Source organism: Sphingobacterium hotanense (assembly GCF_008274825.1).
GTDB classification, from domain to species: domain Bacteria; phylum Bacteroidota; class Bacteroidia; order Sphingobacteriales; family Sphingobacteriaceae; genus Sphingobacterium; species Sphingobacterium hotanense.
The window spans coordinates 3,611,360-3,627,936 of the sequence record NZ_CP030848.1 but is presented as its reverse complement, the minus strand read 5'-3'; the positions used below and the strand labels follow the sequence as shown (position 1 = coordinate 3,627,936).

Here is a 16,577-nt window from a genome sequence, read left to right as displayed (position 1 = left end):
TAGGTTGAAGATATTGTATCACAAAGCGAAGGTTTTTGACACATGTTTTTATAATTGGAAAGCATATAAAAAAGGAGTAATCGATCGTATGTATAAAAAAATTTACCAGGTAGGTGTGGCTTTGACCTTATTGAGTACACCTGTATTCGCGCAGCATTCAGCTTGGCAGGAGGTGAATAAGGCATATAAAGAGGGCTTAGAGCTTTATGAGCGCGGGAAATACAGTTCAGCGGCAAAGCAGTTTGATAAAGTAGAGGAAATCAGAACGAAGTCTACCTTGCAATTGGATGAAACCGAAGAGTTAAGTTTATTGAAAGAGAACGTTCGTTTCTTTCAAGCGGTTTGCGCTTTAGAGCTTGGTGAATCGGATGCTGAAAACAGGTTCTTAAAATACATTCGCGACTATCCGGCTTCGGCAAACTCGAAGGCGGCCTATTTCCAAATCGGTAAATCATACTACGCGAAGCAAGATTACGCGAAAGCCATTGAATGGTTTGAAAAGATCGATAGCAAAAACTTAGCGGGAGCAGAGAATACGGAGTACCGTTTTAAGCTTGCCTACGCTAAATTTATGACTGGTGATTATGAGGCTTCGAAGCCGGTTTTCACTGAGTTGAAAGATAAATCAGGGCAATATCAAGAAGCATCGATCTATTACTATGCTTACTTAAGCTACTTAGACCAGGAATACAAGACGGCGTTAAATGAATTTGAACGCTTAGAAGGTTCAAAAACATACGAAAATTCTTACCCATATTATATCACAGCGTTGTATTTCTTAGATAAGCGCTATGATGATGTTTTGGCTTATGCGCTTCCTAAGTTGCAAAGTACGAAGCAAGAGAGCGAAACTGAGATGTTCCGTATTGTTGCGGCGACCTACTTTATCAAAGGTGATTTAGTAAAGTCGAAAGAATACTACGATAAATTCCAAGCGCAGGATCAAGGTAAAACGCAGAATAATCAAGATAGCTACCAAATTGGTTATATCAATTATAAGTTAGGTAACTACGAAAAAGCAATTCAAGAGTTAGAGAAATTGGAAGAGCCGGATGCGTACTTCCAAAGTGCGATGATTACGCTTGGTGATTCATTCTTGAAAACCGGCAATAAGCAAAGCGCTAGAAATGCATTCTTCCGTGCTTCGAAATTGGATTTCGATCCGCAATTAAAAGAAGAAGGTTTATTCAACTATGCGAAGCTTTCGTATGATTTGGAATTCCACCAAGTGGCATTGGATGCGGTTCAGGAATATATCAAAACATATCCAAGATCGAAGCGTAATGAAGAGGCGAAGACGCTTTTAGCGGAGGTGTTGTTAAGCACGAAAAACTACCGTGCGGCGGTCGACGTTTTAGAAGACCTTGACAGAAGAAGTAAGGAGGCGAATGCAGCATACCAAAAGGTGACTTACTATCGCGGTTTAGAATATTATAACGAACGTGCATTTGAGAACGCAATTTCCATGTTCATGCGCTCTGAGGCGAGTCGCCACGACGAGGAGATTTATGCGTTAGCAACCTATTGGAAAGCAGAAGCAATGTATGAAGTTCGTAAGTATAAAGAAGCGGTTGCAAACTTCAATAAGTTCTTACAATTGCCGGCGGCTCGTAAGACTGATGTTTACAACTATGCAAACTATGCTTTAGCATATGCGGCTTTCCGTGCGGATAACTACAGCACAGCGGCAAACTATTTCGAACGTTTCTTATCAGGTGGTGGTAAAGATGGCATCGATTTGAATACTAGAAACGATGCGATGGCACGTGCGGCTGACTCCTACTTGGCGATCAAAAACTACAGCAAGGCAGCGAATTATTATGACCGTTTAATTGCTTCAGGAGCACAGAGTCAGGACTACGCTTTATTCCAAAAAGGTATCTTGTTAGGCCTTCAAGGAAACAACCAAGGGAAGATCGAGACCTTGAATTCGGTGATGTCGAAATACCCGAAATCAAATTATGCGGATGATGTGGCGTTCGAAGTGCCATATACGTATTTCTTGATGGGTCAACATGATCTTGCTATCACCGGTCTTCAGAAGATGGTGGAGCAATACCCAAGAAGTTCATATGTGCCAAGAGCACTGACGACAATCGGTTTGGTGCAGTACAATAAAGATGATAACGATGCCGCGCTAGCGACATTCCAGCGCGTTGTTAATCAATATCCAACAACCGATGAGGCGAAACAAGCATTGGCATCTATCGAGAATATTTATTTGGATAAAGGTGATGCATCGGGATATATCCGTTATGCGACTAGCACAAATATTGGTGACTTAAGTACTGCGGAGCAGGATGCCCATGCATTCTCCGTAGCACGTACATTATTTGACCGTGGAAACCACCAAGCGACTGTTGAGGCGGTAAATGCTTATTTCGATAAGTTCCCTAAGCCTATTCAGGAGAAACATGCTCGTTTCTTACGCGCGGAGTCCAATGCTGCTTTAGGGAAAGATAAGGAAGCGATGCATGACTTCAACATCATTATGAACGACTGGACCTCGGCTTATACGGAGCGCACGTTGGTGTCTGTTGCGAAGTTGCACCTACGCAATAAAGCTTACAATGAAGCTGTTCAAGTATTGAAGAAGTTAGAGCTGACGTCAGAATATAAAGAGAATTATGGCTGGGCAGTGAACAACTTGCTGGTTAGTTATTTCAATATCGGCGATTATACAGAGACCTTAACTTATGCGAATATCATCAAGAAGTATGAGAAAGCTTCGGAAGAGGATATCGCCAAAGCGCATTTGTATGCAGCGAAAGCTTATCTATCTACGAGCAAAGGCTCGGAGGGTATGAAGGAGCTTAATCTTGCTGCTTTAAAATCGAAGACAGAAACTGGCGCGGAAGCACGTTATCTTGTTGCTGAACAACAAGTGAAGAACAAGAACTACGACGGTGCGATCAAGTCGGCAATGGATATTTCAGATTCTTTCTCATCATACGATTACTGGGTTGCTAAAGGATTTATCTTGATGGCCAAGGCTTATATTGGCAAAGACGATAAATTCCAAGCGAAGTCGACCCTAGAAAGTATTATTGATAACTACGAAAACACAACGGATGGTGTGTTGGATGAAGCAAAGAAACTATTAGCAACAATTAAATAAGAATAGGAAAAGATGAAGTTGAATACTATAGTAAAACAGTCTGGACTACTAGCCCTGTTATTGGCCATGGGATCACAAGCATATGCGCAGCGTGACACCACGAATCGCCCAGTAACCTTGGATTCATTTGATATTGTTCGTGACTATCGTCCTATTCTTGCTGATGCGGTGAAGATTCGTCGTAGCCCTGATATGGCAAACAAACGTGAATATATGCCGAAGTTGAATTATGGCAATGTTCCGGATAAGAAATTAGATATCAATACAGGATTAAGTGAGTTGAAAATTATGGAAACTCCTTTTTCTAGAATTGTAGATCATAGCAGTAACTATGTGAAGTTGGGCGTGGGTAATCTAGGTACTATCCTTGGCGAGGCTTATTTCGCGGTGGAAGATTATGAGGATATCCGTTTTGGAGGTTTTGTAAAACACCTGAACCAAAAGGGTAATTTAGACGATCAGAAGTTCTCAAGACAAGAGGTTGGTGTTTTCGGTCGCCGTATATTCCCTATGTTTACTGTGAATGGATTGATTGGTTACAACGGTTTTGGAACTCGTTTTTACGGAATCCCAATGGATGTTGATAATAATAATCTTAATCCAACACGCGAAGCACAACGCTTTAATGATATCTACTTCTCAGGAGAGTTGACAAGCAACTTTGACCCGGCTAATGAAGATGCATTAAGCTACTCTGTTAAAGCGGATGCTTATACCTATAGAGATAAGTTTGAAGGTAAAGAGAATTCGATTGCCCTTTCAGGTTACTTAAATAAACGCCTTCGTACTTTCAATATCGGTGCTAATGTGGCCTTAGATTTCAATAGCATCGGCGGTGTGAATACACCTGATGGTAATTTGAACAACTCGCTTGTCAATGCGAATCCTTATATCAAATTCAAAGGGGATAACTACAATATTACCTTAGGAGCAAATATCGTATCAGAATTTGGAGATAGTTCAAGATTTAATATTTTCCCAGTTGCCGAGATAGACTTCTCGCTTGTGCCGGGCTATTTCTATATCTTCGGTGGTGTGAAAGGTGGTGTGGAGAAAGGATCATTCCGTAGCTTCACGAAAACTAATCCATATTTAGGATTGACTCCAAACATCATGAATACGGTAGAACGTATGAATATCTATGGTGGTATCAAAGGAAATGCGGGAGCTACATTTGGGTATAAGGTAAAAGCATTCTACAGACAGATCGAAGGATTACCAATGTTTGTTAACAATGTGGATCGTCCGTTCCAATTTGACTTAGTATATGATGGTGATGGCGATAAGGCATTGAAACATGTAGGAATCGAAGGAGAGATCAACGTTCGTTTATCAGAATTGGTTAATTTAGGAGGTCGCTTGAATATTGATAACTACACGACTGTATCCCAAGAAGAAGCTTGGCATTTGCCAAAAATGCGATTAGCTGCTAATGCTCGATTTAATATTTCGGAGAAATTATACATCGATGCTGAAGCGCTCTTCCATGGAAATGCTACTGCTCGTGAATATACTTATACAACAGACCAGGCTACGAACGTGACTTCACCATCAGCGACTTACTCGAAGACTTCGATTCCATCGTTCTTTGATTTAAGTGCCGGTGCAGAATATAAAGCGACTAAACAATTGGGTATTTTTGTGAAAGCAAATAACATATTCAATACAGAATACTCTCGCTACTTATACTATCCGAAGCTAGGATTTAATATATTAGGCGGTATTAATTTTTCGTTTTAAGCAGACAAACTTTAACTTTGCAGCTTTAGTGCAATAATGGATTTAGGAAAATACATTCATCAACTTTTAAAACGCAGGAACGAAGTCTATGTGAAGGGCTTAGGTACCTTTAAGCGTATTCATACCTCTTCGGTCTATGACGAGAGGAGAGCAATGTATCTTCCGCCCGTTACTTACTTGGAGTTTGATGCAAAGTCTAATGAGGGTGTTGATTTTGCAGACTATGTTCAGCAATCGCTTCAACTATCAAGGACTGAGGCAGAGCAAAAGGTAGAAGAACAGGTTATTCAGCTGCTTGAAGAAATAAAGGATCATGGCGTAGGTGTTTTGAATCATTTAGGTCAATTCATCAAGCATGGGAATTCTTTAGTCTTCAAGGCCGAAGATCTTTCAGGATTCCATTTGCAACCGGTAGAAGGTGTACAAGAGGAAGTTGCTGAAGTTCCTATCGCTGCGGAAATAGTGGTTGAAGAACCGATCCGCGAAGAAGAACTAGTAGAAGAAGAGCCTGTAGAAGCAGTAGTACCGGAGGTGGAAGCTCCAATTGTTGAAGAGCCAATACAAGCCGAGGAACAAGCAACTCTTGTCGAGCCGGAAGTGAAATCCTCGAATAAGACTGCTTGGTATATGGTTGCCGCAATAGTCGCATTAGCAATTATTGGAAGCTTGTTCTATCTCAATCGTGCGGGACAAACAACAGCAGAGGCGCCATCTACTGATACAATAGCGAATGCTCCTGTAACGGATATTGATACTGCAGTAACCCAGAGTTTGGACACATTGAATCAAGTTGCAGATACGACTGTTGTTGATACAACACAGCGTACTGTTCCTACAGATAATAAACCATTAATTCCGGCAAATCATAATTATCAAGTCGTAATTGGTTCACATCGAACTTTGGCGCAAGCTTATGAGCAAGCGGAATCTTTTAATAAAGCAGGGATTACTTCTGTTCGGGTAATTCCAAGTAAGTTGGCTAAAAACCTTAAAAAGGTTATTTGGGATTCTTACGAAACAAAAGAACAAGCAGACTCTGCACTCCGTTATGTGCAGAAAAGATATGTTTCTGACGCATGGTCGGGACCTATAAATAAGTAAAATCAATCAAAACAGCATACATACTATTTAATTATGTCATTAGTACAGAACCCTATTACCGTTGATACCTTAAATCAAGTTCAACAACAAACCGTAGCCTTAGCTACTCAGGAGGATTTAAACCTAATTCAGCTATTGATGAAAGGTGGATGGATCATGATTCCCATCATATTACTATTCTTCTTAGGATTAGTAATCTTCTTCGAACGCTACATCACCATTAGTAAGGCTGGAAAGTCTGAAGGAGGCTTATTAGCACAAGTGAAGAGCAATGTGCTTTCAGGTAAACTGGATGCAGCAATGGCAGTATGTCGCTCATCGAACTCTGCATTAGCTCGCATGTTGCAAAAAGGTTTGACTCGTGTTGGTCGTCCGATCAAGGATATCGAAGGTGCTATCGAGAACCAAGGTAAACTTGAAGTATCTCGTTTGGAAAAGAACATCAATATCTTAGGTATTATCGCAGGTATTGCACCGATGCTTGGTTTCGTAGGAACGATCTTCGGGGTAATCCAGATCTTCCGTGATGTTGAAATTGCGGGCGGTATTGATATTGGCTCGGTATCTGGAGGTCTTTATGTAAAAATGATTGCATCGGCATCAGGTTTAACAATCGGTATCTTAGCTTATATTGGATACCACATTTTAAACATGATGGTGGAGCGCTTAATCCTTCGCATCGAGACTGATGCTATCGAGTTTATCGATCTATTGGATGAGCCAAGTATGTAATCCTTTTGGAAAACCCTTGAAAGACAAAAAATGAATTTACGCAATAGAAGAAATAAACCTTCTGCAGAAGTACATACAGCAGCGCTGAATGACATCATGTTCTTCCTGATGTTGTTCTTCTTGTTGGCTTCAGCAGTATCTAACCCGCAGGTGGTAAAATTGCTTTTACCCAAGTCAAGTGCTGGTGAGCAATCTGTAGCGAAGAAAACAATGACCATCTCTATCACAAGCGATCTATTATATCACGTCGATAAACAAGCAGTACCGTTAGAATCATTGGAACAGATGATACAATCAAGTATGGCAACCGGTGAGGAATTAACGATCATGCTTTACGCGGATAGCACTGTGCCTATTCAGAACGTTATCTCTGTTATGGATATCGCGAACAGACTTAAAGTGAAGATGGTTTTGGCGACAGAACCTAAGAAAGACTAAAATAACCCGACCTATTTAAACGTTTCTAGTTTAAAAGGGTCGAAAAAGGACAGCATTAAGGATATGTATTACAATCAGTATCAAGAAGAAAATAATCTACCGAAGGCTTTAGGGATATCGTCTTTGGTTATGGCGGGGCTTCTCGCTATCGGATTCTTCATTGTATTTACACAAGACCTTCCTGAATATGGGATGGGAGGGATTATTGTAAACTATGGTACTTCTCCGGAGGGTATGGGCGATGACTACATGAGTGTCGATGAGCCTTCGATGGATGAAAATGCCAACAATGTCCGTCCAGATAAAATAGATCCTACCTCAACTCCAATTCCGACGCCTTCTCAACAAACAGCAGACAAAGCTGTTGCTACGCAGGATGTAGAAGATGCTCCTGTTGTAAACAAAGCGGAGAAGCCTGTAAAGGCTGTGGCTGAGCAAACTACTGCGGAGAAGAAGAATGCAACACCTGCAGTTAATCCAAATGCTTTGTACAAAGGCAAGAAGAATAACGCTCAGGGTACAGGAGATGGTACAGGATCAACGCCGGGTAACCAAGGTTCTAATCTAGGTGATCCATTGGCGAGCAACTACGGTGAAGGCGGATCCGGATTTGGTAATATGATGCTCTCTTTAGAAAACAGAAGATTTACTGTCCCTCCAAAGATTGAAGATAATGGCCAGCAGACGGGCGTTGTCAAGATCGAATTTACTGTAGACAATAAAGGCAATATCCTTAGAGCGCGCCAAGCGAAGGGCACTACCATTGCCGATTATCGATTAATCCAGAAGTGTATAAACGCCGTACAGAATGCGCGTTTGAATGAGCTGCCAAACGCTCCAAATTCTCAAACTGGATTACTTACCTTCAGATTCAGAGTTAGATAATAATTCATTATTTATATGAAAACATTTGCAGAGGTAATCGAGTATCTATATGCTCGATTACCTATGTTTACTCGTGATGGCGCTTCTGCCATCAATCCCGATGTAGATAAGACCTTGCTATTCTGCGAGGCGCTAGGGAATCCTCATCAACAATTTAAGTCTATTCATATTGCCGGCACAAATGGGAAGGGTTCTACTTCGCATATGATGGCTTCGGTATTTGCTGCCTCAGGTTATAAGACGGGGCTATACACATCTCCACATCTCGTTGACTTCAGAGAACGAATTCGTATCGATGGGCAAATGATACCCGAGCAAAGGGTGATAGACTTTATCAATGACCATAACGATTTGATCGAAGAGATCAAACCTTCATTCTTCGAGGTAACAGTCGCAATGGCATTTGATTTCTTTGCGAATGAAAAAGTTGATATAGCGATTATTGAGGTAGGTTTGGGTGGCCGCCTGGATAGTACCAATATTATCAATCCAGAGCTTTGTATGATTACCAATATCGGTATGGATCATATGAATATTTTGGGAGATACCTTAGAAGAAATAGCAGGGGAGAAGGCTGGTATTATTAAGCCTAACACGCCAGTGGTTAACTCCGAACGCCAAGAGTCCATACAGCATGTATTTGTCGAGAAGGCTAAGGAGAATAATGCTCTGCTTTATTTCGCCAATGATTACTATCAGGTCAACGGTCTGGAAAGAAAAGCAGATGGCCTACATTTAAGCATAAACAATAAAGAAGATAATAGTACGAAAGCTTGGCATCTTGACCTTGCCGGAGGATATCAGCAAAAGAATATCTTAGGTGTATTATGTGCTATCGATCAGCTTCGCGCGATGGGTTTCAATCTGCCCGAAGAGCAGGTTGCTTATGGATTGAGTCATGTGCAGGAGTCTACAGGTCTTCGTGGAAGATGGCAAACTTTAAGTACTAATCCTTGGATTATCTGTGATACCGGACATAATGAGGATGGTATCCGAGAGGTGCTAGCCAACCTAGCAACCCTATCCTACGAGCAACTTCACTTCGTATTTGGTGCCATGCGGGATAAAGATTTATCCCATATCTTGCCGCAGCTACCAAAAGATGCGATATACTACTTTGCCGCTCCGGATATGCCGCGTGCCATGCCTGCAGATCAGCTAAAAGAGCTCGCAGCAACCTTCGGTTTGCAAGGCCAATGCTATGCTAGTATCTCCGAAGCGTTTCTCGCAGCTAAAGATGCATCAAAAGAAAAGGAATTGATATTTATAGGTGGAAGTACCTTTGTAGTCGCTGATGTGCTAACTAATCATTTTTAGTTAGCTCACCACGAATACTTTGCTGCACCCAGTAGGCAACTTCTTCCTGACTTTCCAATTCGCCCTGTAAATACATTAACTTGGTTACAGCGGTTTCAAAAGTCATGTCATAGCCATTGAGTATACCAATGCTTTGAAGGCCTTGAGAAGTCTCATAACGGCCTAATTCTACAGACCCTACTTTACATTGAGAAATATCAAGGATATTCTTGCCGCTATCGACGGCATTTTTCAACAGATTCAAGAACCACTCATCGGTCATCGTATTGCCGGACCCAAAGGTCTCCATCACAATACTACGTACATCCGAGTTTAATACAGCCTCGATTGTCGTCTTATTGATACCTGGGAATAACTTCAATACGCCTACGCGATCATCTATTTTATGGTGGCTAATAAATTCTTTTCCGGTATTATCCTGCAGCACCTCTTCGTTATAACGAATGTGGATTCCAGCTTCTGCTAGTACGGGATAGTTTGGCGATCTAAAAGCCTCAAATTTATCCGAATTGTATTTAAAAGATCGATTCCCACGGAATAGCTTATTATCAAACAGAATACAAACCTCTTGGATGATCGAGCGGCCGTTCTTCTTTGCCGATGCGATTTCCAAAGCGGTCATCAAGTTCTCTCGAGCATCAGTTCTGATTTCACCAATCGGTAGCTGCGATCCGGATAGAACGACCGGTTTTTGCAAGCCTTCTAACAAGAAGCTCAACATCGAAGCCGAATAGGCCATCGTGTCCGAACCGTGCAGAATAACAAAGCCATCATATAATTCATAATTATCTCTAATCAGCTCTGCCATTTCTAACCAAATGCTAGGACGCATATTGGAAGAGTCGATAATAGGCTCGAACGAATGCACCGTCAACTTATAATTAAGGCGACTTAAATCAGGAAGATTTTTCTCGATAAGCTCAAAATTGAAGGGAATAAAGGTGCCCGATTCAGGGTCTTTCACCATACCAATTGTTCCCCCAGTGTAGATGATAAAGATATTATGCATGGATTATTATATACTAAATAAATCTTTTGAATTCTGTGTTGTGATTTCAGCAATCTCTGCCAATGGACGCTCGTAAATATCGGCGACTTTTTCTGCAACATGCAGTAGATAGCTGCTCTCGTTTTCTTTACCGCGGTAAGGAACAGGAGCTAAATAGGGCGCATCTGTTTCTAGGATAATGTGTTCTAGCGCAACATTCTTCAAGACCTGGTCCAAGCCTGCCTTCTTAAACGTCACGACGCCACCTATCCCTAATTTGAAGCCAAGTTCAATTGCGCGGTTTGCTTGTTGTAAGTCTCCTGTAAAGCAGTGGAATACGCCAAACAGACGCTCGTCTTTATGGCTATCCAATACTTCGAAGACCTCGTCGAATGCTTCTCGACAATGTATGCTGATTGGTAAGCCTAATTCCTTAGCCCAGTCAATCTGCTGCCCGAAAGCGTCTTGCTGAATAGCAAACGTTGATTTATCCCAATAAAGGTCAATACCGATTTCGCCAATCGCATATATTTTGTGTTCCTTGATCGCCTCACGAATCGTCGCAAGCTCATCAAGGTAATTCTCTTTCACGCTGCAGGGATGCAATCCCAGCATAGCAAAACAGTTTTCTGGATATTCCATCGTCGTATTGATAACTTGAGGAATAGACTCCACCTCCACATTCGGCAGGAACAAACGACTAACGCCGTTGGCGAGGCAACGTTGCATCTGCTGCGCTAAAACTTCAGTTCCTTGATGATAGTAAATGTGAGTATGTGTGTCGGTTAAAATAAGCTGTTTTGCTTCATTATTTCCATCCATGGGGCCTAAGTTAAGATATTGTCAGCTAAACTACCTTATACGCATAAAAAAAAGCGGTTTTTTAAATAAAAACCGCTTTTTGTTGAAAATATATTAATATTTTATCTTATTTAATTCACAGGTGCTTGTGCTGGCACTTGACCAGGGATTTGCATTTGTGGCATTGTTGGAGCCGCAGGCTCACCTTTCGGTCCAGCAATGATATCAACGATCTCTACATCAAACACTAATGGTGCGTATGCAGGGATTTCGCTTTGTTGCTGGCGTTCGCCATATCCTAAAGCAGAAGGGATGATCAAAGTTGCTTTGCTACCTTTTTTCAATAACTGAAGACCTTCAGTCCATCCTGGGATAACCGGTGTATGACCAACGCGAACACGTAATGGCTCGTAAGGACGCATAGCGTTGAATTTGTTGTTTTTCTTAGCTAATTCTACGTCGTTCGTGTCGAAGATTTTACCGTTTGTTAATGCTCCAGTGTAGTTGATTACTACTGTATCACCGATAACTGGGTTAGCACCTTTACCTTCTTCTTTGATTACGTATTGTAAACCAGAAGCAGTTTTCTTAGGTTGCAATTTGTTTTTCTCGATGTATGAAGCGATTTTACCTTCTTCAGCTTTTTTCAAACCTTCCATTTGCGCTAAGTAGTATTGGTTTACTTGCTCAAATAAAGCTGAATCTGTTAAGTTTCCTCTTTTGAAAAGTTTCTTAACCTTAATTGTGTACTCGATGTATTTATCAGCAAACTCAGGCTTAGGTTGACCAGTTCTAGCAGCCATTGTATCTAAGTTTAATTTAAATACAGCGCTATCTCCTTCTCCTAACATTTTCAAAATTGTGTTGTTGTCACCTGGGTATGCACCTGCTTGTTGCATTAATGAGTCAGGCATAATAGGAGCGATTTGAGGTAATCCTAAATCATATGTACTTGCTAAAAGTGAATCACGGTCAGTTTTAACAACAATGTCCATCGCAATAACATCTCCACCAACAGCTTTCTCTCCGCCATTATCTTTAAGGAATTTGTATTCTAGACCACCTTCTCCTTTTTTGAAATTCTGGCATGATGCAAGTGCTAAACTCGCTACTGCTGTCAATAATAAAATTGATTTTTTCATTTTTCTATTTATAACGCTTAAAATATGCTTATGTTAAATAATTCTTATACTCTGGCAATACTGCCTTAAATCTTTCTACAACGCTGTGTAGATCTTCCGATGAATTCCCACCGGCAGCATTCAAGTGTCCTCCACCATTGAAATGCTTTCTAGCAATCTCATTACAAGGGATATCGCCGATAGAACGCAAAGATAGTTTAATTAATTCAGTTCTGTCAACAAATAATCCTGCCAATCGAATGCCTTTTATCGATAATGCATAATTCACCAAACCCTCTGTGTCTCCGGTTGTTACGTTGAATTTCTCCAAGTCGTCCTTTGTCAGGGCGAATAATGCAGTATGGTATTCAGGAATTACTTCTAGGCAATTCATCAGGCAATAGCCTAAGAAACGCAATCTGTTTTCCGTGGAACTATTGTAGATATGCTCATGGATTTCCCAGTTTCTAGCCCCTGCATCCAACAAATGCGCGATGATGCGGTGAACATCTGAAGTCGTCGAACGGAAGCGGAAAGAACCCGTATCGGTCATGATGCCGGTGTACAAACAAGTAGCAATTTTTTCGTCAACTTGATCTTGCTTGTGGCATACATCGGCAATAAAGGAATAAACTAACTGCGCTGTGGCTGCCGCATTGGAATCCCAATACGAAAGTGTCGAGAAGTCCTCCGGATCCAAATGATGATCGATCATCCATTTTTGTCCTTTTGCTTCGCGAATCACCGGCTCAAGAATATTCGTTCTGGAAAGCGCACTGTAATCTAAACAGAAAACAATATCTGCTTGATCAAATAACTGCTGTGCAATAGCCGGTTGTTCTGGATATATAATTAAAGAGTCACGACCAGGCATCCAGTCTAGAAAAGTCGGGAAATCCGAAGATAACACAATGTTTACCTCGTGTCCGTTTTTCTGCAACCAGTAATATAAGCCTAAGGATGAGCCTAATGCATCACCATCAGGTTTATGGTGCGTGGTAATAATGATCTTTTTAGGTTCGGTTAATAAATGTAAATTTTCTTCTCCTTTTAACATATGTAATTTGTGATTGCAAACCTACTGAAAAAAAGTTGGCTTTTGAAAAAAAACTATCCCCCTTTAACAAGCTTTTAACAGTGCTTGTAGCGTGGGGAAGGCCTTGATGATAAGTTGTTTAGTGCCTGTAGGCATAGAGTTTGAAATCTCTACGCGTACAGATTAAATAGTTTGAAGAATTGTAGTTTATCTTTCCATAATAAAATAGCGGCTGCGCTTCGAGAGGGAAACCATCGACTAGCGTACCATTCTCCGCAAAGAGATAAATTAGATTGGTCCCTTGCGCAGCAATTCCCAAACTCATCAGACCGCCAGAGCCCGAAGCGAAATAATAAGGCCTGTTGTCCACGTCTTGGGTAAACGTATGTTCATATACTTTTTGTAAGGTGTCGCCAAGCTGGTAAACCTGTAATTGTGGACCATCTAAAACAATGAGTTCCGGCGCAGAAGTACCATTTACATTCTCAAAATCTACTATGTACTTATTGTTCCAACGTCCTTCGAAAACTTTGCTGCTCTGTCCGTCAGCGGTTATTCTATATACATCGCCAATATCATCCGTCGCGTAGTATAATGTCTGATTTTCGCGTACAACGATACCTACGTTGCTCACAAAGCTAATGTCTCCGGGAACATCGATCTCCTGTATTTTGTTCCCGCCGGCATCAAAGAAGTAAACACGGCCGTAGCTGGTTGTTACGATGGCTTTGTTATCATGAAACTGCACCGGCCCCAGAATCTCGCCATCAACCTGCACATTGTCCCAACCATCGATCGGACCACCCTCCATATTGTAAGCCATTACTCTGTTTTTTCCAGGAATCAACAACATTTGCTGACCTCCCCAGTCGACATGAGTAGGATGGCTAATCGGCTCGTCTTTAATGCTCGTTGAAAAACCGCGCAAAGTCTTTCCGTTGCTGTCAAAGCGATATAAGCGGCGGCGGTCGGTTACTGCCAATAGGGAGCGGTCTTGTAACTGCTGCACCTTGCCGACGATGCGCCCCGCAAATAGCGTAGTCCATAACTTATTACCAGACGGATGTACGGCATGCACTGTATGATCCTGTTCTTGAGCGAAGATAAACTGCGAGGTATCGGAATGCTCGAATACAAATGGACCCGTAATCAAGCGGCTACCCATGCTATATGTCCACTCTGGCGTAGCGCCCAAGGTATTCTTGCTCTTGTAAATTGCATATAATCGGCTCAGGAAGTTGCCCGAGTTACCGGTCAGCTGCAGCGACCAGGAGTAAAACTCTTGCAGCTCATATTCTTTATTGTTCCTAAAGTTCTTGCTGTACGTTGTTTCCAGGTTGTTGATCAAAAAACTGCTAGCGTTCTTGGTATTTAAAAATACAGTCACATTAGCCTCATTGCCCTGAATTTTCTCATAGTTTTTGAACCCTAAAGTACCGATCAATAGATCCTTTCTACGCCATTTCTGCGCATATTCCTGAAGTGTAGATTGATGGTTCGCCATCACGATAAGGCCATCGATTCGTTTAAAATAAGGTCTGCTGAATGCTTTTAAACCTTCGCCATAAAAACGATAGGGGATATTGGAATAGCGGAACCGGTAAGTACTATCGCCAACAGATTCTGCGACATCGCTAAGCACGTCCAGAAATTTGCTGCTATCTTGAATGCTGATAAAACCTAGATAATCGGAGTTGTTCTGCTCTACTACCGCGAAATCACCGCCCATCGCTGCCTGAAAATTAGTCAGTAGATCTGCACGGTTTTTCTCAATTTCTTTGGTCTGTCCCTCCAATTGTTTCGAATCCTCGGTGATGGCATGCCATGCATTTAAATCATTCTGCCATGCCTTGGCATCACTAAAAGAATACTCAATGAACATGGCGCTATTCGAAGGGAAGTAGTTATAGAGCCTTTGCGTTGTTTTGCGCTGATTAGCAAACAAGGCAATATAATGCCCCTTCGTCTCTTCCAGTTCGCTCTCGCCGGACAACATAAGCGCGTCCTGCTTATAATTGATATTCCAAGCGGTTTGTCCCTTGATATTGATAAACTGACGAAGGAAATCGCCGGGTCTGTTTCTTCTGAATTTATCAACGATTGCCGGAAGGTTTTGCTGTGCTAAATAAACAGTAAAGGGAGCATTCCGACTATTGTTTTTATTGAAGAATTCAACTTGTTTTTCGTCGAATTTAGGCGTCTTTTTATCCAAGGTTTTCAACAGCAATTCCTTGCTGTACGTAGCGAAAAATATATCATCCAAATAGCTTACGTAGAAGGTTGAGTCCGATTTTGCAGCTTTATAGCTAAAGAGCTGCATCCCTAAGGTATCCTGCTGCTGCACCTGATAATCTGTTCCTATTTTTGGAAGTATCTCAATAATCGTTTCTTTGTCGATCTTCTCGGTCGTCGGGATGCTGAACAAAGTTGCGATACCCTCCTTTTCGGGGTGGAAGGATACGAACATCTCCTGATCGGTCAGGTAGCTTGCGATATCTTTATTGCGCAATAGTTGTTGCTTCAATTGCGATATATGGTCTTGGAAGGAATGGCCTAAAACGGCCTCGAATATCTCAAAATCTTTAAAGATATTGTCTGTGGTGGCGTCGTTTACAAAGGAGGTAATTAAATACGTGTCACTCGGTAGATAGTTGATGGGCTTAACGGATTTTTTCTCCTCCTTATTTAAATCTCCAAAATAAAACACCGACGCTACGACAACCGCAATAAATAGGAGTATTGAAACAATAATTGTATTTCTCATGAACGCTAAACCTGATACTTCAAAGGTAATAAATCTTCAAGATAGACAAAATTGTAAAAAGTGAAGGCTTTTGAGATTTATTTTATACATTTATAAACGAAAATTTACAAGCAGGTATTTTAGTTTATTATGAACAAACAAATCATTTTAACAGCATCATTTTTCGGTCTGTTAGCCGTGATACTTGGAGCTTTCGGCGCACATGGCCTGGAAGGAAAGATCTCCGACAAACAATTAGAAACTTGGGGAACTGCAAATCAATACCACTTTTACCACACATTAGCTCTACTCTTTTTATCCACATTCTCTAGAGCAAAGAGCCAGTCTATACGCGTATCTTTCATCATGTTTACTCTCGGTATCCTCTTGTTCTCAGGTTCGCTATACCTACTGAGCACCAGGAATTTACTAGGTCTAGAAAACCTATCCGTTATCGGCCCAATTACACCGATTGGTGGTGTATGCTTTATGGTCGGCTGGATAGCACTCTTTGTGGCTGCAATTAAGCATAGAGCGTGAGGTAGTAGTTAGTATTT

Annotated in this window: 13 protein-coding genes; 8 read left to right on the top strand and 5 right to left on the bottom strand. The window is 41.4% G+C overall.

The features are described from left to right. The first annotated feature begins 88 nt into the window (after positions 1–88). The 7 genes from DSM08_RS15295 (at position 89) to DSM08_RS15265 (ending at position 9,331) form a co-directional block, all read left to right on the top strand. Positions 89–3,118 carry a tetratricopeptide repeat protein gene (locus DSM08_RS15295; protein ID WP_187773882.1) on the top strand — a complete coding sequence of 1,010 codons (3,030 nt, stop codon included), beginning with the start codon at positions 89–91 and terminating at the stop codon, positions 3,116–3,118. A 66-nt stretch (positions 3,119–3,184) separates the two neighbouring features. Beyond that, entirely contained in the window at positions 3,185–4,858 is a 1,674-nt protein-coding gene (locus tag DSM08_RS15290; protein ID WP_246172294.1) for a TonB-dependent receptor, read from the top strand. A 36-nt stretch (positions 4,859–4,894) separates the two neighbouring features. Continuing rightward, positions 4,895–5,959 carry an HU domain-containing protein gene (locus DSM08_RS15285; protein ID WP_149526961.1) on the top strand — a complete coding sequence of 355 codons (1,065 nt, stop codon included), beginning with the start codon at positions 4,895–4,897 and terminating at the stop codon, positions 5,957–5,959. A gap of 33 nt (positions 5,960–5,992) precedes the next feature. Then, entirely contained in the window at positions 5,993–6,691 is a 699-nt protein-coding gene (locus DSM08_RS15280) for a MotA/TolQ/ExbB proton channel family protein (protein ID WP_149526960.1), read from the top strand. Between the two features lie 30 nt (positions 6,692–6,721). Then, complete coding sequence (locus tag DSM08_RS15275; protein ID WP_149526959.1) at positions 6,722–7,129, top strand: ExbD/TolR family protein; 408 nt, start codon at positions 6,722–6,724, stop codon at positions 7,127–7,129. A gap of 63 nt (positions 7,130–7,192) precedes the next feature. Continuing rightward, a complete protein-coding gene (locus tag DSM08_RS15270) occupies positions 7,193–8,014 on the top strand; it encodes an energy transducer TonB (RefSeq protein WP_149526958.1) in 822 nt (273 codons plus the stop codon). A 15-nt stretch (positions 8,015–8,029) separates the two neighbouring features. Continuing rightward, positions 8,030–9,331, top strand: a complete 1,302-nt coding sequence (locus tag DSM08_RS15265; RefSeq protein WP_149526957.1) for a bifunctional folylpolyglutamate synthase/dihydrofolate synthase — start codon at positions 8,030–8,032, stop codon at positions 9,329–9,331. Here DSM08_RS15265 and DSM08_RS15260 read toward each other — a convergent pair. The 5 genes from DSM08_RS15260 to DSM08_RS19085 all read right to left on the bottom strand — a co-directional run bounded on the left by DSM08_RS15260 (position 9,318) and on the right by DSM08_RS19085 (position 16,041). Next, positions 9,318–10,340: an asparaginase gene (locus tag DSM08_RS15260; protein ID WP_149526956.1), complete on the bottom strand. Its 1,023-nt coding sequence runs from the start codon at positions 10,338–10,340 to the stop codon at positions 9,318–9,320. The two genes, DSM08_RS15265 and DSM08_RS15260, sit on opposite strands and share 14 nt — an antisense overlap. 6 nt (positions 10,341–10,346) lie before the next feature. Beyond that, positions 10,347–11,141: a TatD family hydrolase gene (locus DSM08_RS15255; protein ID WP_149526955.1), complete on the bottom strand. Its 795-nt coding sequence runs from the start codon at positions 11,139–11,141 to the stop codon at positions 10,347–10,349. A gap of 110 nt (positions 11,142–11,251) precedes the next feature. Continuing rightward, the gene (locus tag DSM08_RS15250; protein ID WP_149526954.1) at positions 11,252–12,262 is read right to left on the bottom strand and encodes an FKBP-type peptidyl-prolyl cis-trans isomerase; all 1,011 of its coding nucleotides are present in this window, start codon (positions 12,260–12,262) and stop codon (positions 11,252–11,254) included. Positions 12,263–12,290: 28 nt separating this feature from the next. After that, the gene (locus tag DSM08_RS15245; RefSeq protein ID WP_149526953.1) at positions 12,291–13,298 is read right to left on the bottom strand and encodes a DHH family phosphoesterase; all 1,008 of its coding nucleotides are present in this window, start codon (positions 13,296–13,298) and stop codon (positions 12,291–12,293) included. Between the two features lie 118 nt (positions 13,299–13,416). After that, the gene (locus DSM08_RS19085; RefSeq protein ID WP_187773881.1) at positions 13,417–16,041 is read right to left on the bottom strand and encodes a PQQ-binding-like beta-propeller repeat protein; all 2,625 of its coding nucleotides are present in this window, start codon (positions 16,039–16,041) and stop codon (positions 13,417–13,419) included. 129 nt (positions 16,042–16,170) lie between these two features. On the opposite strand from DSM08_RS19085, the gene DSM08_RS15235 reads away from it, so the two are divergent. Continuing rightward, the gene (locus DSM08_RS15235; RefSeq protein WP_149526952.1) at positions 16,171–16,560 is read left to right on the top strand and encodes a DUF423 domain-containing protein; all 390 of its coding nucleotides are present in this window, start codon (positions 16,171–16,173) and stop codon (positions 16,558–16,560) included. The last annotated feature ends 17 nt before the right edge of the window (positions 16,561–16,577 follow it).

Bases quoted from the DNA above. Each gene is read 5' to 3' on its own strand.
- DSM08_RS19085 (WP_187773881.1), bottom strand. From the start codon at position 16,041: ATGAGAAATACAATTATTGTTTCAATACTCCTATTTATTGCGGTTGTC.
- DSM08_RS15265 (WP_149526957.1), top strand. From the start codon at position 8,030: ATGAAAACATTTGCAGAGGTAATCGAGTATCTATATGCTCGATTACCT.
- DSM08_RS15270 (WP_149526958.1), top strand. From the start codon at position 7,193: ATGTATTACAATCAGTATCAAGAAGAAAATAATCTACCGAAGGCTTTA.
- DSM08_RS15260 (WP_149526956.1), bottom strand. From the start codon at position 10,340: ATGCATAATATCTTTATCATCTACACTGGGGGAACAATTGGTATGGTG.
- DSM08_RS15285 (WP_149526961.1), top strand. From the start codon at position 4,895: ATGGATTTAGGAAAATACATTCATCAACTTTTAAAACGCAGGAACGAA.
- DSM08_RS15235 (WP_149526952.1), top strand. From the start codon at position 16,171: ATGAACAAACAAATCATTTTAACAGCATCATTTTTCGGTCTGTTAGCC.
- DSM08_RS15295 (WP_187773882.1), top strand. From the start codon at position 89: ATGTATAAAAAAATTTACCAGGTAGGTGTGGCTTTGACCTTATTGAGT.
- DSM08_RS15275 (WP_149526959.1), top strand. From the start codon at position 6,722: ATGAATTTACGCAATAGAAGAAATAAACCTTCTGCAGAAGTACATACA.
- DSM08_RS15245 (WP_149526953.1), bottom strand. From the start codon at position 13,298: ATGTTAAAAGGAGAAGAAAATTTACATTTATTAACCGAACCTAAAAAG.
- DSM08_RS15255 (WP_149526955.1), bottom strand. From the start codon at position 11,141: ATGGATGGAAATAATGAAGCAAAACAGCTTATTTTAACCGACACACAT.
- DSM08_RS15250 (WP_149526954.1), bottom strand. From the start codon at position 12,262: ATGAAAAAATCAATTTTATTATTGACAGCAGTAGCGAGTTTAGCACTT.
- DSM08_RS15280 (WP_149526960.1), top strand. From the start codon at position 5,993: ATGTCATTAGTACAGAACCCTATTACCGTTGATACCTTAAATCAAGTT.
- DSM08_RS15290 (WP_246172294.1), top strand. From the start codon at position 3,185: ATGGGATCACAAGCATATGCGCAGCGTGACACCACGAATCGCCCAGTA.